Raw genomic sequence first — 20,108 nt, forward strand, 5'->3', positions numbered from 1 at the left:
TACTACTTATTCTAGCAAATTTTCCACTATTTTGCAAGAAAATTAGACAGTTTAAGCCGATAAGACCAACCCTTTTCCGTCTTTTTCTCTGGGACAAAGCCATAGGCTTCAAAGCATTTTTTGGAAGCTAAGTTATAGTCGTAAATCTCACGAACATGGAGTTCTGTCCAGCCCTTAGCTTGCGCTTCCTCAATCATCAAAGCCAGAACCTGACTTCCCAAACCTTGACCACGATAAGCAGCTTCCCCAATCACAATAGGCAGGTCTTCCTCACTCAGAGTCACATCACCAATCGCTCTCCAATGGCCATTTTCTACAATTTCAATAAAGTAGAGTTGACCATGATTGGCTAGATAATGGTACATGCGCAGCAATTTTTCTTCTGTATAGGCTTCTTTAACGCCGTCCACCAAATAAACCATCTCCACATCCTGATACCAAGGCAGGGCAAAGAGCAAGTCTTCACCAGCTTGATAAGGACGAAGGCGGACTTGATTGTCCTTAATCATTGACCGTCACCTCTCCAGTAGTATAATTCAAACTAAGTCCTGACTGAACATTGGGCACAAAAACATTGAATTCTAAACTACCATCAGAAGATTTTGCCTCCAACTGGCGTCCTACTGCTACCAAGTCATAGTCTGTTGCATAAATGAGCGTCACGCGATAACGGACTTTTTTGTTCTTATCCAGCGCACGACGGATTAAAGTTTCATAGTAATTTTGTCCTGTCGAATAGGAATCATCTGCTTGATTGGACCAGGCCGTTTGAGTAGCTATATTTTTAGGATTACTAGCAGATGCATCAAAGCCCTTTAAGCCACCTGTAATCGCATAGCCTAATAAATGTCCACGGTCCACCGCATGGTCGTATTCTCCCGCCAAATCATGTACCTGATGCCAACCAACTGGCGTCCATGAAGTAGAACCATTTCCAGTTGCATTTCGGTCTTGGTATTGACGAGTAGCTTTGGTCAAGAGTGCATTCGCCACTGTCGGAAGAATTTCGCCATTGACTTCTTTGGTTTTGGTATTCGCATAAGGCGCACTCGATACAGATGCATCCAATGTTGTTTTATTCCCATTTACCAGATAAGCCCCCGCACCATTCCACTTCAAGTCCGCTCCCAGTGATGTAGTTACACTATCCAATAGAACACTTGAAGCCAATTCCTCTGAGGGAACAGACTGATTAGCCCTAGACTGGTTTACCAAGTAAGTCGCTTGACCAGATAAACCTGACTGACTTGGACCGATTTCTTTATAGAGATAAGAGCCTGCAACTGCAATAATTGCTACTAGAATACTCATCCAGCTGGCTGACTGTTTCTTTATTTTTTTATTTTTCATCCTGTTTCCTAATGAAAAGAGTAGGTTGCCCTACTACTTTCCTGTAAATTTGCTAATAATTTCCTGCCATTTATCTGGGTGCAAGATTGCCCACGGATTGCTACCATCACCAATCACTGCATAGCCAATCATCATTCCAGCAGCAAAGAGAATCAAACCTAAAATGACAATGACCAAAATAAACAACAACTGTTTTCCGATATAGGTCAAATTTTCCTTATCCATCGTAGTCCTCACTGTCCACACGCGCAATGTCAGCACCAAGGGCTGCTAATTTCTCGTGGAATTTGTAGTATCCACGGTCCAAATGTGTTAATTTGCCAACCAAGGTCTCACCTTCTGCAACCAAACCTGTCAAAATCAAGGCCGCACTCGCACGAAGGTCTGTTGACATGACTTTTGCGCCTTGCAAAGGATTTCCACCTGTAATGATGGCTGTATCGCGTATGATTTCTGAGTGCACATCCATCCGACGCATTTCTTCCAAATGTTGGAAGCGATTCTCAAAGACGGTCTCCACCATGGTTGACTCGCCTTTAGCAACTGCCATCAACGCTGTAAATTGAGCCTGCATATCCGTTGGGAACCCAGGATGTGGTAAGGTTTTAACCGTTACCGGCTTCAGTTTAGACACCTCTGATTGGACACGAATTCCTGCATCTTCTTCCGTCACGGAGACACCCATTTCCATCATTTTGGAAATAAGAGGACGATTGTGCTCCCAAACCGCATCCTTGACCAAAACATTACCACCTGTCATCGCTGCAGCGACCATGAAGGTTCCAGCTTCAATACGATCTTGCACCACTTGGTGCTCTGCTCCGTGGAGTTTATCTACCCCTTTAATAGTCAGTGTTTCGGTACCTGCGCCTTTGACATCAGCCCCCATTTTATTAAGCAAAATCGCCAAATCTACGATTTCAGGCTCACGCGCAGCATTTTCAATAACAGTCGTACCTTCTGCCAAGGTCGCTGCCATCATGAGATTCTGCGTGGCTCCTACGCTTGGGAAGTCCATGTAAATAGTAGCTCCCTTCAGCTTTTCAGCACGAGCTTCAATATTCCCAGCCTTTTGGGTAATGGTCGCTCCCATAGCTTCCAAACCTTTAAGGTGAAGATCAATCGGACGACTACCGATAGTACAACCACCTGGCATGGAAACAATAGCGTGACCATTTCGCGCTAAAATAGGACCTAGAACCACGATTGAAGCCCGCATTTGATTGACATACTTATAAGGTGCTTTACTGCCGATTTCTCCACTTGCATCGATACGGACGGTATTCTTTTCCTCGTCAAAGTCAACGGCAATATCCAAACCACGCACCACATTGTTCATGGTAAATACATCTGATAGGATAGGGACATTGGTCAAAACAGTCTGCCCTTGATCAGCTAAAATGGTCGCAGCTAAGAGTGGCAAAACTGCATTTTTTGCTCCTTCAATTGTCACTTCACCGACCAGGCGATTATCGCCACCTTTTACAATAATCGAATCCAAATTTTCTTCCTCATTTCATCTCTATTAATTGGTTGCTGCTAGTGCCAAGGAACGGCTGATAGCCAACAGGTCTAGAAAGAATGTTGACACCAAATAGCCTAAACCAATAGCCATAAACAAGAGCAGGAACTGAATTTTCATTTTATTTTCTGCTGTCCCTCGTAGAATTCTTGACCAGTCTACGACAGTTGCCAACAAATCATGAGCCAGATAGATAAACAACAAATGACTCAACAATCTCAAAATATTTGCAATCATAAAAGTATTATACCAAAAATTTAGACAAGTCGCCCCATTTTGACACAGAAAAAGCGTCTCAACAACTGGTCTATCGGCTCAGTTTCCTGCCTTTGGGTACACGAAAAGAGGTCCACCGAACCGTAGCTCACTTTCTTATTTTTTGACTCACGAAAAAAAGGTCCACTAGACCTTTTTTTATTTATTTTGTTCCAACACGGATCCGGTTAATGGCACGTTGCAAGGCAACAGCTGCACGGCGTTCCATATCAATATTTTGTGCTTTTTGCGCTTCTTCCATCGCACGTTCAGCACGTAGTTTGGCACGTTCGGCACGGCTGACATCAATATCTCGAGCGCGCTCAGCTGAGTCAGAAATAATGGTAACACGGTCATTTGCAACTTCCAAAATCCCGCCATTCACCGCAATCCAGTCCACGTGGTTTTCGTCATCAATTCGACGCACTTTAATTTCATCAATAGCAAGCACAGCCACCATGTTAATATGTCCTGGAAGAATCCCCAACTCTCCTTCTTGCGTTTTGCAAAGTAGGAAGGATGCGTGGTGATCATAACGAATGCCATCTGGTGTTACAATTTGTACTGTCATTTCAGCCATAGTACACCTCTAAAACTTCATCTTAGAAGCTTTTTCAAGAACATCCTCAATACCACCTACCATACGGAAGGCATCTTCTGGAACTGTATCATGTTTACCATCAAGAATTTCCTTGAAGCCACGAATTGTTTCCGCTACTGGCACGTAAGAACCTGGTTGACCAGTGAAGGTCTCAGCAACGTTGAAGTTTTGTGACAAGAAGAACTGAATACGACGAGCACGTCCTACCAAGGTCTTTTCATCATCAGACAATTCGTCCATACCAAGGATGGCAATGATATCTTGTAATTCTTGGTAACGTTGCAAGACACGTTTAACTTCCATAGCGACCGCATAGTGCTCTTCTCCAACAATCTCAGGTGCCAAGGCACGTGAACTTGAAGCAAGTGGGTCAACGGCTGGATAGATACCAAGTTGCGTCAACTTACGTTCCAAGTTAGTGGTTGAATCCAAGTGAGCGAAGGCTGTAGCTGGCGCTGGGTCAGTATAGTCATCGGCTGGCACGTAGATCGCTTGGATAGAGGTAACAGAACCTTTTTTCGTTGATGTGATACGCTCTTGCAATTGACCCATTTCAGTCGCCAAGGTTGGTTGGTAACCAACGGCTGACGGCATACGACCAAGAAGGGCTGATACTTCAGAACCTGCTTGCGTGAAACGGAAGATATTGTCGATGAAAAGAAGCACGTCTTGTCCTTCTACATCACGGAAGTATTCGGCAATTGTCAAACCAGTCAAAGCAACACGCATACGTGCTCCAGGTGGCTCATTCATCTGACCGAAGACCATGGCTGTTTTTTCGATAACACCTGATTCTTTCATTTCCCAGTAAAGGTCATTACCTTCACGAGTACGCTCCCCAACACCAGTAAATACAGAGATACCACCGTGTTCTTGGGCAATGTTGTGAATCAATTCTTGGATAAGAACGGTTTTACCAACCCCGGCACCACCAAAGAGACCGACCTTACCACCTTTTAAGTAAGGGGCAAGCAAGTCAATAACTTTGATACCTGTTTCCAAGATTTCAGTTGATGTTGACAGTTCATCGAAGGTTGGAGCTTTTTTATGAATTGGCTCACGTTCAGCGTCTTCTGCAAATGGTTCTTCCAAGTCAATAGTATCACCTAAGACATTGAAGACACGTCCTAGAGTGTCTTTACCAACAGGAACTGAGATTGGACGACCTGTGTCCAATACTTCCATTCCACGAGTCAATCCATCTGTTGATTCCATGGCAATGGTGCGCACAACACCGTCACCAAGTTCTAGCGCAACTTCAAGAACAACTTTTTGTTTTGATTCATCGTTTTTGTAAACGACAAGTGCATTGTTAATCTCAGGTAACTTGTCTTCGGCTGCAAATGCAACGTCTACGACAGGTCCAACTACCTGAGTAATTTTGCCTGAACTCATCTATTCTCCCTTCATAAGATAAGTAACTAGAAATTATCCTAGTTGGTCATTTCTATTCCAAGGCCGAAGCTCCGGCAACAATTTCCGTAATTTCTTGCGTAATGGCTGCTTGACGAGCTCGGTTGTACTGGATTGTCAAATCAGAAATAACATTTTTTGCATTATCAGTGGCCGTCTGCATGGCGGTCATACCTGCCGCACTTTCAGCCGTTTTCGCATCAAGAAGCGCACCGTAAATCATTGATTCTGCGTACTGTGGCAAAAGCTGATCCAGAATAGCACTACGACTTGGTTCCAATTCAAAGCTGGCTGTGTAACCATCCGCTTCATTGTGGTCCAAATCCTCGATTGGCAACATCTGCTGGACACGAACTTGACTGGTCAAGCTATTGACATGGTGATTGTAACACACATATAACTCGTCAAAAATCTCATTTTTATACATCTCAACAGACTTGTAAATGATTTTTTGCACTTCTTCAAAGTTCGGATTGTCCGCAATCCCACGTAGTTCAAAGATTGGTGTCATACCACGATTCTTGAAGAAATCAGCTCCCATACCACCGATAGCAATAATTTCAAACTCATCTTTACTCGTATGGTCCTGATCAATCATCCCCATAACTGCCTTCAAAATGGTTGAATTATAAGCGCCCTTGAGTCCACTATCTGAAGTAATGACAATGTAGCCTGTCTTCTTAATCTCTTCGCGACGAATCAACATCGGATTGGTTGACCCTTTCATCAATTCTGCACGAAGCAAATCTGTTGTGATATTCCGCACCTTATCCGCATAAATCTGAAAAGACTTAGCAGCCTGTTCAGACTTAGCTAATTTTGCAGCAGAAACCATCTGCATGGCACCGGTGATTTGACTGGTTTTCTTTGTTGATGCGATTTTATTTTTAATTTCGTTTAGAGAACCTGCCATTCCTCACACTCCCTTACTTGAAAATAGACTGGTCTTTGAATTCTTGGATAGCAGCATCCAACAAACTCTCTTCTGGCAAGTCTTTTGTCACTCGAATTGTATCCAATAAATCATTGTGATGCATGTCAAAGTAAGCATAGAGTTCTTGCTCAAATGGCAAAACATCTGCAATTGGTACTGAGTCAAGGAAGCCATGAGTCAAGGCATACAGGATCAAAACTTGTTTTTCAACAGGCAATGGCTTGTGAAGTGGTTGCTTCAACACTTCTACTGTACGGCGACCACGGTTCAATTTTGCCTGAGTTGCTGCATCCAAATCTGAACCAAATTGCGTAAAAGCTTCTAGTTCACGGAAGGATGCCAAGTCAATACGGAGAGTCCCCGCGACTTTTTTCATAGCCTTGATTTGCGCTGAACCACCAACCCGCGATACAGAAGAACCTGCATCAATGGCTGGACGGATCCCTGAGTTGAACAAGTCATCTTTGAGGAAGATTTGTCCATCTGTGATAGAGATAACGTTGGTTGCGATATAGGCTGAGATGTCTCCTGCTTGCGTTTCGATAAATGGCAGAGCTGTAATAGACCCTCCACCTAATTCATCAGAAACCTTAGCTGAACGCTCAAGCAAACGGCTGTGAAGGTAGAATACATCCCCTGGATAGGCTTCACGACCTGGTGGACGACGAAGCAAGAGAGACAATTCACGATAAGCCACAGCTTGTTTTGACAAATCATCATAGACAATCAAGACATGCTTACCTTCATACATAAACTCTTCTGCCATCGCAACACCGGCATAAGGTGCCAAAAAAAGCAATGGAGAAGGCTGTGAAGCTGAGGCAGTCACAACAATTGTATAATCTAAGGCCCCGTATTGGCGCAAGGTTTCAACCTGTGTACGGACAGTTGATTCTTTTTGACCAATCGCCACGTAGATACAAATCATATCTTGATCTTTTTGGTTGAGAATCGCATCAATGGCTACAGATGTTTTACCTGTTTGACGGTCACCAATAATCAACTCACGTTGTCCACGACCAATTGGTACCAAGGCATCAATAGCCTTAAGACCTGTTTGCAAAGGTTGGTTAACAGACTTCCGTTGCATAACACCAGGAGCTGGCGCTTCAATCGGACGTGTCTTCGTCGTACGGATTTCTCCAAGACCATCGACAGGTTGTCCAAGCGGGTCAATAACGCGTCCAATCAGAGCATTTCCGACTGGAACTTCCATGATTTTCCCTGTACGGCGGACAATAGAACCCTCACGGATATCTGTAAATTCACCAAGGATAATGATACCGACATCGTTTGACTCCAAGTTTTGAGCCATACCGATTGTGGCATTATCAAAAACAAGAAGCTCACCACTCATGGCATTATCAAGACCATGGGCACGAGCAATCCCATCACCAATATAGGTTACAACACCTGTTTCTGTGTAGTCGAAATCAGGCTGATAATCTTCAATTTGTTTTTTTAGTAAAGCGCTTATTTCTTGTGCATTAATCACCAAAAGAACACCACTTTCTATTTCTACAGTTTCTTTCTAATGTCTTTCAATTGTGAACGGACACTAGCGTCAATAACATGGTGGTTAATATTGACAATAAAGCCACCAAGTATCTCTCGATCAATATGTTCGACAACATTGCGTACCCGGATGTCAAAACGTTTTTCCGTCAAGGCAGCAATGCGTTCTTTCTGCTCAGCCGTCAAGGGTTGAACCGATGTCACGACAGCATCAAAAGCATTTTTATGTTTGCTAATCTTGAATAAGACAGTTTCTAAAATCTCTTTTAGCAAACCAGCTTGGCCATTTTGAATGACCACTTCTACCAAGTCGTTGACAAAACGATATTCTGACTGACGAAGAGTCCGTAAAAATTCTTCCTTATCTTCCAAAGAAACGGTTGATAAATTCAAAATACGACTCAAACGTGTTTCCTTGATAATATCAAGAATATGTTCTACTTCATCATAAATATGCCAAATATCTTCTCGATCATAAACCTGTTCAACAAATGTCTGAGCAATTTTTTGCACAAGTGCATCTTCTCTTGCTGCCATTATTTGTCTCCCAATTTATCAATATAACGATCAATCAAATCGCTATGTGCTTGCTCCCCAAGATCTTCAAGAATAATTTTTCCAGCCAAGTCTACTGCCAAATGAGCCACTTGCACACGGAGCGCTTCTTGTGCTTCACGTTGTTCTGCAGCGATTTCTAATTGAGCTTTTTCTTTCAGAGTAGTTACTTCGAGATTGGCTTGTTCAACCAAATGTTTTTTCTCGATTTTACCACGTTCAATAGCATCTTCTACGATGCGTTTTGCTTCAATTCGACCTTCTGTCAATTCTTTTTCGCGTTGTTTTACTAATTCTTCTGCTGTTTGATTTTTTTCAGCAGCTTCATCTAGGTCCTTCGCAATTGTTTCTGCACGTTTTTCAAAGATTCCTGTAATGGCATCCCAAGCAAAGCCACGGATCAACACTAACAGAATCAAGAATGATGCAGTGACCAAGATAAAGTTACCAAGTACTGCAGCTGTATTCAATACTGTAAACATGAATAATCTTTCCTTTCCTTCTAACCTTCACCTGAGATTTTTTTGTCCAAATACATCGAAACCAACATGACATACACATATGCTTGCAAGCAAGAAATAAATGCAGAAAAAGCGGTCCAAATGACATTTAACAACAAAGCGATTGGATAAGCATAGGGTTTATAATTGGCCATTTGAAGCAATAAAGAAACCAAGACTTCCCCTGCAAAAATATTACCGTAAAGACGCAATGCCAAGGAAGCTGTATTGGTTACCTCTTCCAAAATATTCATTGGTGTCATAGCAGCTGGCGTTACAAAACCTTTCAAATACCCAAGAAAACCTCGGCGGCGAATTCCTTCAATATGACAGAAAATGACTGCCATAAATGCTAAACCAAAGTCATAAGCCATATTGGCAGTTGGTGACATCCATAGATTGTAACCATTGATTTCAATCTTGGTCATCAGACCTAGGTTATTAGCAACCAAGAGGAAGATTAACAAGGTAAAGAAGAACAAGCTATAATGTTTGGCTTCTTTTTCACCAAGATTTCCCTTAGTGAAGTTAACAGCCAGTTCATAAAAGAATTCTAAGACATTTTGCTTTCCCTTAGGCTTGAGTTGCATACTGCGACTAGCCCAAAATACCAAGAAAAAGATTGTTACGATTGTAACAGCAGATACTAACACAAGTGTTAGATCAAAACTAACTGGTCCAAGGTCAAGGGTAGGATTTACACTCTCTTCCATTGAAGTTCCCCCTTCTGTTTATTTAGCTCTTATTAGCCACGGAACAAGAAGGTCATACCCAAGGTAACGAAGAATGTACCTTCGATAAAGGCTACTCCGAGGAATACCCCTGTTAGCAATTTACTTTGCAGTTCTGGTTGACGAGCTGTTGAGTTCAAATATGCTGAAACCAACAAACCTTCACCGATACTTACGCCCAATGTAGCCATACCTAATGCCAATGCAGACAAATCCATTTTGAAATTCTCCTTTAAAATTTAATACCTAGTTAGCATACTCCTAAAAATGACGTTTGTCAAGGAAAGACAGGAGATGTAAGCGTTTTATGTAAACCATGAAAGAAAGAGAATGAAAACCATTTTCTCACTCTCTACCTATTATATAGCATCCTCAATTTGCGAAATTTCTTCCACAAAATGTCTTGCCATATCTTCAATATTTTTATCCATCGTGTCAATCGTGATTGCATCATCTGAAACCTTATCTGTGTCAGCAAAAAATTCGATATGATTGGTTAGATTGACAAGTTCTACAGGTGCATCACCTCCATACTCCCCGTCCAAGTTCAGCATGAGACGATTTTTCTTGTCCAAAGACTCAATTTGTATTTTCTTAGTTTTAAGATATTCAATCTTATCACTCTCCACATGCTTGCCACCATCCAAAACCTGACGAATCAAGTGAAGGATTTCGAAGAGATTTCCCGTCTTAACAATGATAAGAGTGAAAAGTCCATCATCCAACTTAGCATCTGGAACAATTTGCTCAAAGCCACCGATTGAGTTTGTTAGCGCAGCAAATACCATAGAGGTCTTCCCTTCAAAGACACCATTATCGTGGGTAATACGAACTGGTGTAAATTGAACACGCGGTAAGAGCTCTGCTCCTTTGACAACATAAGCCAAATAGCCAAACATGGTTTTCAACTGACTAGGCACGCTATAAGTCAACTCGGTCAGGGTCCCTGCGGCTGCAATATTGATAAAGTAGCTTTCAAACGGCTGTTTATCTTTTACAGTACGGGCGTGACCAATATCCATCAGAACGGTCTGGTTTTTGCCAATCATACGGGCTGCTGCAACAGGATTGCTACGAGGAACCTTTAAAGCACGCGCATAATCATTGGTTGTCCCAGTTGGAATAATGGCCATTTTAGGTCGTTTTTCCAAAGGTGCAATGCCGTTGACGACTTCATTAATAGTCCCGTCACCACCAGCTGCAATGACCAAGTCAAATCCCGCTTTAGCGGCACGAGTGGCCTCATTTTTTGCAGAATCTTTTTCAGGAGTCGTCTGAAAAGCTGATGTTTCATAGCCAAATCCCTCTAATATATCTAGGACCTCGGCTACATTTTTCTTCATGATTTCTTGACCTGAAGTTGGATTATAAATCAATCTCGCTCTTTTTCTCTGCCTCATCTTCATACCTTATAAACTTTCTAACCAAGCTTCATCTCTGATTTCGATGCCCAATTCTTGCGCTTTAGCCAATTTGCTACCTGCGTCTGCTCCAGCAACGACTAAGCTGGTTTTTTTAGAAACAGAACCAGCCACATTGGCTCCCAGGCTCTCTAATTTTGCCTTGGCTTCACTGCGCTTCAGCCGTTCCAATTTTCCTGTTAAAACGACCGTCATCCCTGACAAGACTGCTCCTTCCTGAGCTACTTGCCCTAGATAAGCCAAGTTAACTCCTGCTTCTTTCAGTTCTGTCAACAATTGCTGGGCACCTTCAGAAGAAAAGAAGCTATTCAACGACTTGGCAATCACCTGACCAAGACCGTCTATGCTGGCAATCTCTTCTGCACCAGTTTGAGCTAAATTTTCTAAATTACTGAATTTCTCCAGCAAAATCTTACTTGCCTTGCTACCAACATGACGAATTCCCAAGCCAAACAAGAGCCGTTCTGCTGAATTTTCCTTAGAAATTTGGATAGCCTGATGGAGTTTTTCAGCTGACTTATCTTGGAACCCCTCTACTTTCAGTAAGTCGGATTTTTCCAAACGATAAATATCCGCTACATCCTTGACCAGTTCTGCCCTATAGAGTTTTTCTACAATCGAACTTCCAAGTCCAGCGATATTCATAGCATCACGACTGGCAAAATGTTCCAAACGGCTCATAATCTGGGCAGAACAGATTGGATTGATACAGCGAAGAGCAACTTCATCTTCATAATGCAGGAGCTGGCTGCCACAAGATGGACAAGTTTGTGGAGTCTCTATGACAAGCTGATCTGTCCGCTTCTCTTCTACCACTCGCAAAACTGCTGGAATAATATCACCTGCTTTATAGACAATAACTGTATCTCCAATGCGAATGTCTTTTTCAGCAATGTAGTCCACATTATGTAAGGTAGCTCGACTAACCGTCGTTCCTGCCAGCTGAACAGGACTGAGATTAGCTGTCGGAGTGACGACACCTGTACGCCCTACCGTCCAGTCAACAGAGAGGATTTGCGCTTGTTTTTCCTCTGCTGGAAATTTATAAGCGACTGCCCAACGAGGCGCTTTGACAGTAAAGCCAAGTTCGTCCTGCATAGCCAAATCATTGACCTTGATGACTACGCCATCGATATCATAGGGAAGGCTATCACGCATAGCTGCTACCTTCTCAATAAACTCCCAAACATCATCAATGCTTTTTGCAAAATGGTATTCATGATTGGTCACAAAGCCGAGTTCGTCCAAATGTTGCAAAACATGTGACTGGCTATCATTTACAGTTGGACTGGCTACCTGGTAAAGAAAAGTAGCGAGACCACGACTGGCAACCACTCCCGTGTCTAGTTGGCGTAAAGTTCCTGCTGCAGCATTTCGGGGATTAGCAAACTCAGCCTCTCCTGCCTCTTGACGAGCTTGGTTGACTCGGTCAAAAGAAGCACGTGGCATATAGCATTCTCCACGAACTGTGATATTCTCTGGAGCACTCAGCGTTAGAGGAATATCCTGGACACGTTTGAGATTTTCTGTGATATTTTCTCCGACAGAACCATCACCACGCGTTGCCCCCACTACCAGATGACCATTTTCATAAGTTAGAGAGATAGAAAGACCATCAATTTTCAACTCACAGATGTAAGTCGCATGCGGGAATTCCTTACGCACACGGGTATCAAATGCTTCTAGTTCCTCACGCGAAAAAGCATCCTGCAAGCTATAGAGAGGATACTGGTGCTGGTATTTCTCAAATCCTGATAAAATTTTCCCACCGACACGATGGGTTGGGCTATTGGGCAAAACAGCCTCAGGATTGGCAGTTTCCAAGTCAACTAACTCACGGTAGAGTTTGTCGTATTCAGCATCAGAAACGCTAGGATTGTCTAATTCATAGTATTCTTTTGCGTATTGATTTAATCGTTCAACAAGTTCATTCATTCGATTTTCCATATACATATTATATCACGATTTATCAAACTTTCCTTTGTTACAACTCGACTTTCCTCGTGAAAATTTTTCTAAGAAAAGGTATAATGATAGAAAATAAAAAGGAGGTGCCGACATGGCCATTACCTATAAAAAACAAGACGATTTAGAAAAAATGTTGGAAGAATTTGCGTCCTTTGACAAATTGGAAAACGTTGAATTTCCTGAGCCAAAGACCACCGAAAAATCAACTAAAAAAGACAAAAAATAATGAACGTGTTCAGCCAATTACCGACTAGTCTCTTACAGGCGGGAGCCATTTTTCTCTCGATTATGATTGAAGCCCTGCCTTTTGTTTTGATTGGTGCCATTATATCGGGATTTATCGAGGTCTATATTTCACCAGAAATGGTCCATCGTTATCTCCCTAGAAATAAATTTTTGCGAATCCTATTCGGGACTTTTATCGGCTTCTTCTTCCCTTCTTGCGAATGTGGGATTGTTCCTATTGTCCATCGCTTTTTGGAGAAAAAAGTACCGACCTACACGGCTGTCCCATTTTTAGCAACTGCTCCTGTCATCAATCCTATCGTCCTCTTTTCTACCTTTACAGCTTTTGGAAATTCATTCCGCTTTGCTTTTTTGCGAGCCTTGGGTTCCGTACTAGTTGCTCTTGTATTGGGGATTTTTCTAGGATTTTTGGATACTTCTGCTATCCTCAAAGAATCAATTGAGTTAGAAGAAAAACATGCTCATCACCACCATAGAGGTTGGAAAAAAGTCGGCTTTGCCTTGGTACACGCCATTGATGAGTTTTTTGATACAGGGCGCTATCTGGTCTTTGGCTGTCTTTTTGCTAGCCTGGTTCAAGTCTATGTTCCGACTCGACTATTGACAAATTTGGGGCAAAGTCCGCTTTCAGCCATCTTAGTCATGATGCTTATGGCTTTCTTGCTCTCGCTCTGCTCAGAAGCGGACGCCTTTATTGGCGCCTCTTTCCTATCCAGTTTTGGCCTAGCACCCGTCATGGCATTTTTAGTGATTGGTCCTATGATTGACATTAAAAATCTTCTCATGATGAAGCATTACTTCAAAAATCGCTTTATTGTGGAATTCATGTTGATTATTTCCATTGTCATTTTAGGCTATAGCCTAGTAGTAGGAGGCTTGTAAATGAAACGATTTATGATTTTAGCTGGCTATTTTGAGATGACCATGTACCTCTATGTTTCTGGGAAATTAGACCAGTATATCAATTTGCACTACTCTTATTTAGCATTCTTATCTATGGCTCTGGCTTTCATTTTAGCCATTGTGCAACTGGTAGTCTGGATGAAAAATCTGGAAACGCTTAGCCATTTAACAAAAAAATCTGCAAAATTTGCTAGTATCGCTCTCTTAACCTTGCCACTTGTCATTGCTTGGACTTTTCCGACGGTCAATCTAGACTCTGCAACAGTGGCTGCCAAGGGCTATCACTTCCCACTGGCTGCGGGAGTTGATGCAGGTACACAAGACCAAGAGGGTACCTCTGTTCAGTACCTGAAGCCTGACACCTCTTCCTACTTTACCAAGACTGCCTATACCAAGGAAATGCGCGCTGTAGCTGACCAATTTATCAAAAAAGACAAAATTGTTATCACTCAGGAAAATTACATGGCTGTCATGGAAGTGATTTATGACTATCCTGAAGAATTTGTTGGGAAAACAATTGAATTAACCGGATTTGTCTACAACGATCCCGACAATGCTAACCAACAATTTCTCTTCCGCTTTGGTATCATTCACTGCATTGCTGATTCGGGGGTCTATGGGCTCTTAACTACAGGTAGTCAGCAAACTTTTGCAGATAATACTTGGGTCAAGGCGAGCGGCAAACTGACTCTGACTTATCATAACTCACTGAAGCAATCTCTTCCGAGCTTGGAACTCACTTCTATTCAAGAAATCCAAGAACCAAAAAATCCCTATGTCTACCGCGTCTTCTAAGAAAAACGAAATAAAAGTGAATTTTCTGAAAATTTGTGGTATACTAAAGAGAACACATTTAGAATTGGAATGAAACTATGACAACACCAGTATTATTTACAATTTTTGGAGCTAGTGGAGACCTTGCCAAGCGCAAACTCTACCCGTCACTTTTCCGTCTTTACAAGGCTGGACATATCGCTGAAAATTTTGCTGTTATCGGTACTGCGCGTCGCCCTTGGACCAAGGAATTCTTTGAACAGACGGTTATCGAATCCTTAGGTGACCTTCCTGATAATCCGCGTCAAGCTCATGAATTTGCTAGCCACTTCTACTACCAAAGCCACGATGTCAATGATACAGAGCACTATGTTGCCCTTCGTGAATTGCAGACTAAATTAGGCGACCAGTACCAAACCCAGGACAACAAAGTCTTCTTCTTATCAATGGCTCCTGAATTTTTCGGAACTATTGCCAAACACCTTAAGTCCGAAGAAATTGTCAACGGCAAAGGATTTGAGCGTCTCATTATTGAGAAACCTTTTGGAACAAGCTTGGCTACTGCTGAAAAGCTCAATGCTGAATTGTCTGAAACATTTGAAGAAGACCAAATTTACCGCATTGACCACTACTTAGGTAAGGAAATGGTGCAAAATATCTTTGCTGTCCGCTTTGCCAATATCATTTTTGAACATATCTGGAACCGCGATTTTATTGATAATGTCCAGATTAGTTTCGCAGAATCTATCGGTGTAGAAGACCGCGGTGGTTACTATGACCACTCTGGTGCTCTGAAAGACATGATTCAGAACCATGCTCTTCAGGTTTTGTCTATCTTGGCTATGGATACACCAAAAAGTTTCAATGAAGCAGATGTCCGCGCTGAAAAAATCAAGGTCTTCCAGAATCTCAAGAAACAAACTGATGAAGAAATCAAGCGCAATTTCATCCGTGGACAGTATTCAGATGGACAAATCGACGGTCATACCTACGCTGCTTACCTTGATGAACCCAATATTGCAGAGAATTCACAGACAGAGACTTTCGCAGGGGGCGTTTTCTTCGTGGATACAGACCGCTTCCGTGACGTCCCATTCTTCTTCCGAACCGGGAAACGCTTGACCGAAAAAGGAACGCGTGTCACCATTCTCTTTAAGAAAGCAGCTGATATTTTTGGACAACACGCTGAGCAAAATATCCTGACCATTTACATTCAGCCAACTGAAGGTTTCTCCCTATTTATCAATGGCAAAGAAGTTGGTGCGACCTTCTCACTGACGCCTGCCAAATTGAGCTTCCGTCACAATGCCGATGCACTTGGAAACTCACCTGAGGCTTATGAGAAACTCTTCTTTGATGTCCTAAATGGCGATTCCACTAACTTTAGTCATTGGGAAGAAGTTAAGGCAAGTTGGACTGTTATTGACCAAGTGGTCCGCATTTGGCAAGAAAATCAAGTCCCACTCCACCTCTACCCGGCTGGTAGTATGGGGCCACAAGCCGCCTTTGATCTTCTGGAAGGTTATGGAACTAACTGGCACTGGAAACCAGATACTTGGTACCGTGAACGTGGGCTCTTATAACATACAAAAAACGATTGGACTTCCAATCGTTTTTTACGTTCTTAAATTAAACCCTCTAAAAGACCTTTCATGAAGTCTTCCGAACGGAATTCTCCAATGTCATCCATTTTTTCACCAAAACCAATGAATTTTACTGGAATATCTAATTCTTCGCGGACAGCTAAAACGACACCACCACGAGCAGTTCCGTCAATCTTGGTCAAAACCAATCCTGTCAGTGGAGTGATCTTTGAAAATTCTTTCGCTTGACTAAGAGCATTTTGTCCAGTTGATGCGTCTACTGCTAGGAGAGTTTCATGTGGCGCTTCAGGAACAACGCGCTTAATAATCCGACCAATTTTTTCAAGTTCGGCCATGAGATTATCCTTGTTCTGCAAGCGACCTGCCGTATCAATCATCAGAATATCGATACCTTCTGCCACCGCACGTTCCATCCCATCAAAGACAACACTAGCTGGGTCTGATTTTTCTGGGCCTATCACAACTGGTACATCTACACGACGTCCCCATTCAGCTAACTGGGCAACTGCTCCTGCACGGAAGGTATCCGCTGCTACCAACATCACCTTTTTACCAGCCTGCTTGTATTTGTAGGCTAATTTACCAATAGAAGTCGTTTTCCCGACGCCGTTTACACCGACAAAAAGCATGACTGTCAACCCATTTTGCAGGTTGATTTTTTCATTATCAAAACCATCTTTTTCGTAGATATCTACTAATTTTTCAATCACAACACGGCGCAAATCCGCTGATGACTTAGCATTTTCTAACTTGGCTTCATAGCGAAGATCCTCTGTCAAGGTAGATGCTACCTTGACCCCAACATCTGATAAAATGAGCAATTCTTCCAATTCTTCAAAGAAATCCTCATCCACCGTACGGAAATTAGCAAAAAATTCGTTGAGTTTGGCACCGAAACCAGTCCGCGTTTTTTTGAGACTACGGCTGTATTTTTCTTCTTGAGTTTCGGTTTGGACTGCTGCTTCTGTCGGAGGCTCGACAAGTCCAGCTTCTGATTTGGTTTGAATAGCAACACGCTCATCCGTTTCAGCAGCTTGCGCAACTCGTTGCGCCGCTGCTTCCTTGGCAGCATAATAGGCAGCTATGGCATCAGAGCCTTGTGGTGTTTCTGAAACTTCTTGTTCATTCATTTCTTCAGGATGACTTGTCTCAGGCTGTTCCTCTAAAATCTCAGTTGGTATCTTTGTGACCACTTCTTCCGAGCCTCGAACAATCATTTCTTGTTCTGACAATTCTGCCTCAGCTTCCTTCTCAGATGTTTGAAGGAGTTCTTCTTCTAAAGGAGAAGCCTGATTTGAACTCTCTGCTTCATCTTCTGATAGGTCGTCAACAATGACTTCTGAACTTTCCTGAGAAGCTACTTCTTCTTTCTCTTCTTTTTTCCGACCAAATAGTCGATCAAATAATCCCATACTATTCCTCGCTTAATACATATTTGTTGACAGCCCAAGCAACGGCATCTTCATCGTTGGTCATGGGGGTAACAACATTTGCAAGCGCCTTGACCTTATCCGAACCATTTGCCATGCAGACTCCTAAGCCTGCCCATTCAATCATAGACAGGTCATTTTCCTCATCGCCACAAGTCATCACTTCCTCAGTTGTCAAGCCTAGATGGGCAATGAGTTTTTCGAGACCACTTGCCTTGTGGACCCCCCTTGGACTCCATTCCAAAAGAATGTCACGCGATTTGAAAATTTCAAACTGGTCATACAATGCTACAGGAATTGTTGGAATGCGTTGGTCTAGGTATTCAGCACTGGCAGCTGAAACTGCTTTATTGAAGAAAATATCTTTTGGAAGATTTTCAAATGGTGTCGGTAGAAAATTCAAAAGATTGTTGAGACTTGGATAGAGAGACTCAATTGCTGACGGTAAAACATAGACCTCACCACCACAAATAACGTCCAGTGGCAGGTCTAATTCCTGTGTAATCTGACGCAATTTCACCACTTCTTCCATCCCAAAGCCAATCTGGTCAATGATTTTTCCAGTATTGGTCTGAATGAGACCTCCATTAAAGGTTAAAGAGTATTGGTCGTCACCGATAAGGTCTAATTCCTTCAAAAATCCTTCTACAGCAGGTAGGGGACGACCAGTCGTAATAACGACCTTAACACCTGCTTGGCTCGCTTTTTTTAGAGCTTTTTTGTTAGCAGAAGAAATTTGTTTCTGACTATTTAAAAGTGTACCATCTAAATCTAGAGCAATTAATTTGATTGACATGCTATTTCCTCCATATAGGCCATAACAGCCCCAGTATCATGATCTCCAATAATCTCATCAGCTAGTGCTTTGATTTCTGGATGTGCATTTTCAGGAACAACAGCTGTACCTGCAAACTGAAGCATCCCCACATCATTGAAATTATCACCAAAAGCTAACACCTGATCTGCGGAAATTCCTAAGGCATCACACAAGTGGGACAAGCCATTTCCCTTATCCACATGATCCAACATGACATCTAAACATTCAAAACCACTGGTCACAGAAACTACCCCTGGAATGGTCTCTGTAATCCACTCAGCGGCTGCTTTTAGCTCTTCTGGAACAAAATTAGCACCAACCTTATAAATCTCGTCATCAATATTTTCAAAATCATCTACTAGCATTAATTGTGGATAATAGTGTTCCATAAAAGCTAAATATTCGGGTCCAATCGTTTTCAGAGCATAAGCTCCTTTCTTACCAGAAGCATGAATGGTGTCTACATTTTGAAAATGGCTATCAATAATTTTCTGAATAATCGTAAGATAAAGGTCCCGCGACATAATTTCTTCATAGTAAATCTTATCTTTTGAACGAACGACTGTCCCGTTTTCCCCCAAGAAAATCATCTGGTCTTCAAAACCAGCAAATTCTTTTTCCAGCGAAGCAATGGCGCGTCCGCTAGCTGCAACAAACTGAATGCCTTTTTCACGAAGAGCAGGTAATACTTTGGCTAAACGATCGCGGTCAAACTGGCTGTGATCGTCCAAAAAAGTCCCGTCTAGGTCTGTTGCAATTAGTTTAATACTCATTTACATACTCCTTCATAAATGTCAGAACAGCACCATCGTCACAATGGCCGATAATGCAATCTGCCCGTAATTTCACTTCTTCTTTTGCATTTTCAGTCGCAATAGCCAATCCTGCAAAGTCTAGCATTTCTAGGTCGTTTTGATTATCTCCGAAAGCAACAACCTGCTTCGCAGTTGTTCCAAGATAATCACATAATTTTTGCAAACCAACTGCTTTATGGATACCAGATAAGATAATATCCACTGAATCTCCACCTGTCGTGACAGCGACAACTTCCGGAAATGTTTGATTGAGCCAAGCTTGTGCTTGAGCCATATCTTCATCTGGAAAAGCAGCTACCATTTTGACAATGGGTTCCGTCACTTCATCAAAAGAAGCCACACGTTGGGTATTGATATAAAACTGAGAAATCAATTTAAAATATTCTGGATGGCTTTCTTTCAGCATATAGGCCCCTTTGCGACCAGACAAGACTGTTAAACCTTGACTTCCATAGGGCCCCTCTTCAATTCCTCTCACAATGTCAAGATAGGTTTCTTGAGGAATCGGCTGATCCTCAAAAATAATCTGACCTTGGTAGGAAATAATTGAACCATTTTCTGCTACAAAGGCCATATCTTCTTCAAAACCGGCAAATAATTTCTCCAAACTAAGCAGAGGACGACCGCTGGCTGCTACAAAGAGGATATTTTTTTCTTTGCAGCTGTCTAAAAATACACGGAAGGACTCCTTGTCAAAAGTATGGTCGGATTTCAAGAAAGTACCGTCCATATCACTTGCTAGAATTTTTTTCAT

23 protein-coding genes are annotated in these 20,108 nt (G+C 42.3%); 4 read left to right on the top strand and 19 right to left on the bottom strand.

Features of this window, described 5'->3' with window-relative positions:
* Positions 1–26: 26 nt before the first annotated feature.
* The 15 genes from ACHUFA_RS06625 to ligA all read right to left on the bottom strand — a co-directional run bounded on the left by ACHUFA_RS06625 (position 27) and on the right by ligA (position 12,744).
* Positions 27–509, bottom strand: coding sequence for a GNAT family N-acetyltransferase (locus tag ACHUFA_RS06625; protein WP_222348052.1), 483 nt, complete (start codon positions 507–509; stop codon positions 27–29).
* A complete protein-coding gene (locus tag ACHUFA_RS06630; protein WP_222348050.1) occupies positions 502–1,350 on the bottom strand; it encodes a DNA/RNA non-specific endonuclease in 849 nt (282 codons plus the stop codon). The genes ACHUFA_RS06625 and ACHUFA_RS06630 overlap by 8 nt, the downstream gene beginning before the upstream one ends.
* A gap of 33 nt (positions 1,351–1,383) precedes the next feature.
* Positions 1,384–1,575, bottom strand: a complete 192-nt coding sequence (locus ACHUFA_RS06635; RefSeq protein WP_222348048.1) for a DNA-directed RNA polymerase subunit beta — start codon at positions 1,573–1,575, stop codon at positions 1,384–1,386.
* Positions 1,568–2,851: a UDP-N-acetylglucosamine 1-carboxyvinyltransferase gene (gene murA, locus ACHUFA_RS06640; RefSeq protein WP_394405255.1), complete on the bottom strand. Its 1,284-nt coding sequence runs from the start codon at positions 2,849–2,851 to the stop codon at positions 1,568–1,570. The genes ACHUFA_RS06635 and murA overlap by 8 nt, the downstream gene beginning before the upstream one ends.
* A gap of 24 nt (positions 2,852–2,875) precedes the next feature.
* Positions 2,876–3,109: a DUF1146 family protein gene (locus ACHUFA_RS06645; protein ID WP_222348044.1), complete on the bottom strand. Its 234-nt coding sequence runs from the start codon at positions 3,107–3,109 to the stop codon at positions 2,876–2,878.
* Positions 3,110–3,290: 181 nt separating this feature from the next.
* Complete coding sequence (locus ACHUFA_RS06650; RefSeq protein WP_222348042.1) at positions 3,291–3,707, bottom strand: F0F1 ATP synthase subunit epsilon; 417 nt, start codon at positions 3,705–3,707, stop codon at positions 3,291–3,293.
* A 9-nt stretch (positions 3,708–3,716) separates the two neighbouring features.
* The gene (gene atpD / locus ACHUFA_RS06655) at positions 3,717–5,123 is read right to left on the bottom strand and encodes a F0F1 ATP synthase subunit beta (protein ID WP_222348040.1); all 1,407 of its coding nucleotides are present in this window, start codon (positions 5,121–5,123) and stop codon (positions 3,717–3,719) included.
* 52 nt (positions 5,124–5,175) lie between these two features.
* The gene (locus tag ACHUFA_RS06660; RefSeq protein ID WP_394405256.1) at positions 5,176–6,054 is read right to left on the bottom strand and encodes a F0F1 ATP synthase subunit gamma; all 879 of its coding nucleotides are present in this window, start codon (positions 6,052–6,054) and stop codon (positions 5,176–5,178) included.
* A 13-nt stretch (positions 6,055–6,067) separates the two neighbouring features.
* Positions 6,068–7,573, bottom strand: a complete 1,506-nt coding sequence (gene atpA / locus ACHUFA_RS06665; protein ID WP_222348036.1) for a F0F1 ATP synthase subunit alpha — start codon at positions 7,571–7,573, stop codon at positions 6,068–6,070.
* A gap of 20 nt (positions 7,574–7,593) precedes the next feature.
* Positions 7,594–8,127 (bottom strand): F0F1 ATP synthase subunit delta, encoded by a 534-nt coding sequence (locus tag ACHUFA_RS06670; RefSeq protein ID WP_394405257.1) that lies wholly within the window; start codon positions 8,125–8,127, stop codon positions 7,594–7,596.
* Complete coding sequence (gene atpF / locus ACHUFA_RS06675; protein ID WP_222348032.1) at positions 8,127–8,627, bottom strand: F0F1 ATP synthase subunit B; 501 nt, start codon at positions 8,625–8,627, stop codon at positions 8,127–8,129. Before atpF ends, ACHUFA_RS06670 begins: the two co-directional genes overlap by 1 nt.
* A gap of 20 nt (positions 8,628–8,647) precedes the next feature.
* Complete coding sequence (atpB, locus tag ACHUFA_RS06680) at positions 8,648–9,358, bottom strand: F0F1 ATP synthase subunit A (RefSeq protein WP_394405258.1); 711 nt, start codon at positions 9,356–9,358, stop codon at positions 8,648–8,650.
* 32 nt (positions 9,359–9,390) lie between these two features.
* Positions 9,391–9,594, bottom strand: a complete 204-nt coding sequence (locus ACHUFA_RS06685; protein ID WP_222348028.1) for a F0F1 ATP synthase subunit C — start codon at positions 9,592–9,594, stop codon at positions 9,391–9,393.
* Positions 9,595–9,735: 141 nt separating this feature from the next.
* Positions 9,736–10,776 carry a diacylglycerol kinase family lipid kinase gene (locus tag ACHUFA_RS06690; RefSeq protein ID WP_222348026.1) on the bottom strand — a complete coding sequence of 347 codons (1,041 nt, stop codon included), beginning with the start codon at positions 10,774–10,776 and terminating at the stop codon, positions 9,736–9,738.
* A gap of 9 nt (positions 10,777–10,785) precedes the next feature.
* Complete coding sequence (gene ligA / locus ACHUFA_RS06695) at positions 10,786–12,744, bottom strand: NAD-dependent DNA ligase LigA (RefSeq protein ID WP_222348024.1); 1,959 nt, start codon at positions 12,742–12,744, stop codon at positions 10,786–10,788.
* A gap of 112 nt (positions 12,745–12,856) precedes the next feature.
* Between ligA and ACHUFA_RS06700 the strand changes: the two genes are divergently transcribed.
* The 4 genes from ACHUFA_RS06700 (at position 12,857) to zwf (ending at position 16,271) form a co-directional block, all read left to right on the top strand.
* A complete protein-coding gene (locus ACHUFA_RS06700) occupies positions 12,857–12,991 on the top strand; it encodes an SPJ_0845 family protein (RefSeq protein WP_318530387.1) in 135 nt (44 codons plus the stop codon).
* A complete protein-coding gene (locus tag ACHUFA_RS06705) occupies positions 12,991–13,893 on the top strand; it encodes a permease (RefSeq protein ID WP_394405259.1) in 903 nt (300 codons plus the stop codon). Before ACHUFA_RS06700 ends, ACHUFA_RS06705 begins: the two co-directional genes overlap by 1 nt.
* Entirely contained in the window at positions 13,894–14,709 is an 816-nt protein-coding gene (locus ACHUFA_RS06710) for a TIGR03943 family putative permease subunit (protein ID WP_394405260.1), read from the top strand. It abuts the gene before it with no gap.
* A gap of 77 nt (positions 14,710–14,786) precedes the next feature.
* On the top strand, positions 14,787–16,271 hold the full coding sequence (gene zwf / locus ACHUFA_RS06715) for a glucose-6-phosphate dehydrogenase (RefSeq protein WP_394405261.1): 1,485 nt from the start codon (positions 14,787–14,789) through the stop codon (positions 16,269–16,271).
* A 41-nt stretch (positions 16,272–16,312) separates the two neighbouring features.
* Here zwf and ftsY read toward each other — a convergent pair whose 3' ends face one another.
* The 4 genes from ftsY to ACHUFA_RS06735 are packed head-to-tail and all read right to left on the bottom strand — an operon-like array spanning position 16,313 to position 20,108.
* A complete protein-coding gene (ftsY, locus tag ACHUFA_RS06720; protein WP_394405262.1) occupies positions 16,313–17,704 on the bottom strand; it encodes a signal recognition particle-docking protein FtsY in 1,392 nt (463 codons plus the stop codon).
* A gap of 1 nt (position 17,705) precedes the next feature.
* Positions 17,706–18,518 (bottom strand): Cof-type HAD-IIB family hydrolase, encoded by an 813-nt coding sequence (locus ACHUFA_RS06725; protein ID WP_394405263.1) that lies wholly within the window; start codon positions 18,516–18,518, stop codon positions 17,706–17,708.
* A complete protein-coding gene (locus ACHUFA_RS06730) occupies positions 18,503–19,312 on the bottom strand; it encodes an HAD family hydrolase (protein WP_222348014.1) in 810 nt (269 codons plus the stop codon). Before ACHUFA_RS06730 ends, ACHUFA_RS06725 begins: the two co-directional genes overlap by 16 nt.
* Complete coding sequence (locus ACHUFA_RS06735) at positions 19,302–20,108, bottom strand: Cof-type HAD-IIB family hydrolase (protein ID WP_394405264.1); 807 nt, start codon at positions 20,106–20,108, stop codon at positions 19,302–19,304. The genes ACHUFA_RS06730 and ACHUFA_RS06735 overlap by 11 nt, the downstream gene beginning before the upstream one ends.

Origin of the sequence: Streptococcus hepaticus (assembly GCF_043656315.1) — a bacterium.
GTDB classification, from domain to species: domain Bacteria; phylum Bacillota; class Bacilli; order Lactobacillales; family Streptococcaceae; genus Streptococcus; species Streptococcus hepaticus.

Bases quoted from the DNA above. Each gene is read 5' to 3' on its own strand.
- ACHUFA_RS06625 (WP_222348052.1), bottom strand. From the start codon at position 509: ATGATTAAGGACAATCAAGTCCGCCTTCGTCCTTATCAAGCTGGTGAA.
- ACHUFA_RS06630 (WP_222348050.1), bottom strand. From the start codon at position 1,350: ATGAAAAATAAAAAAATAAAGAAACAGTCAGCCAGCTGGATGAGTATT.
- ACHUFA_RS06635 (WP_222348048.1), bottom strand. From the start codon at position 1,575: ATGGATAAGGAAAATTTGACCTATATCGGAAAACAGTTGTTGTTTATT.
- ACHUFA_RS06645 (WP_222348044.1), bottom strand. From the start codon at position 3,109: ATGATTGCAAATATTTTGAGATTGTTGAGTCATTTGTTGTTTATCTAT.
- ACHUFA_RS06650 (WP_222348042.1), bottom strand. From the start codon at position 3,707: ATGGCTGAAATGACAGTACAAATTGTAACACCAGATGGCATTCGTTAT.
- atpD (WP_222348040.1), bottom strand. From the start codon at position 5,123: ATGAGTTCAGGCAAAATTACTCAGGTAGTTGGACCTGTCGTAGACGTT.
- ACHUFA_RS06660 (WP_394405256.1), bottom strand. From the start codon at position 6,054: ATGGCAGGTTCTCTAAACGAAATTAAAAATAAAATCGCATCAACAAAG.
- ACHUFA_RS06670 (WP_394405257.1), bottom strand. From the start codon at position 8,127: ATGGCAGCAAGAGAAGATGCACTTGTGCAAAAAATTGCTCAGACATTT.
- atpF (WP_222348032.1), bottom strand. From the start codon at position 8,627: ATGTTTACAGTATTGAATACAGCTGCAGTACTTGGTAACTTTATCTTG.
- atpB (WP_394405258.1), bottom strand. From the start codon at position 9,358: ATGGAAGAGAGTGTAAATCCTACCCTTGACCTTGGACCAGTTAGTTTT.
- ACHUFA_RS06685 (WP_222348028.1), bottom strand. From the start codon at position 9,594: ATGGATTTGTCTGCATTGGCATTAGGTATGGCTACATTGGGCGTAAGT.
- ACHUFA_RS06690 (WP_222348026.1), bottom strand. From the start codon at position 10,776: ATGAGGCAGAGAAAAAGAGCGAGATTGATTTATAATCCAACTTCAGGT.
- ligA (WP_222348024.1), bottom strand. From the start codon at position 12,744: ATGGAAAATCGAATGAATGAACTTGTTGAACGATTAAATCAATACGCA.
- ACHUFA_RS06700 (WP_318530387.1), top strand. From the start codon at position 12,857: ATGGCCATTACCTATAAAAAACAAGACGATTTAGAAAAAATGTTGGAA.
- ACHUFA_RS06705 (WP_394405259.1), top strand. From the start codon at position 12,991: ATGAACGTGTTCAGCCAATTACCGACTAGTCTCTTACAGGCGGGAGCC.
- ACHUFA_RS06710 (WP_394405260.1), top strand. From the start codon at position 13,894: ATGAAACGATTTATGATTTTAGCTGGCTATTTTGAGATGACCATGTAC.
- zwf (WP_394405261.1), top strand. From the start codon at position 14,787: ATGACAACACCAGTATTATTTACAATTTTTGGAGCTAGTGGAGACCTT.
- ftsY (WP_394405262.1), bottom strand. From the start codon at position 17,704: ATGGGATTATTTGATCGACTATTTGGTCGGAAAAAAGAAGAGAAAGAA.
- ACHUFA_RS06725 (WP_394405263.1), bottom strand. From the start codon at position 18,518: ATGTCAATCAAATTAATTGCTCTAGATTTAGATGGTACACTTTTAAAT.
- ACHUFA_RS06730 (WP_222348014.1), bottom strand. From the start codon at position 19,312: ATGAGTATTAAACTAATTGCAACAGACCTAGACGGGACTTTTTTGGAC.
- ACHUFA_RS06735 (WP_394405264.1), bottom strand. From the start codon at position 20,108: ATGAAAAAAATTCTAGCAAGTGATATGGACGGTACTTTCTTGAAATCC.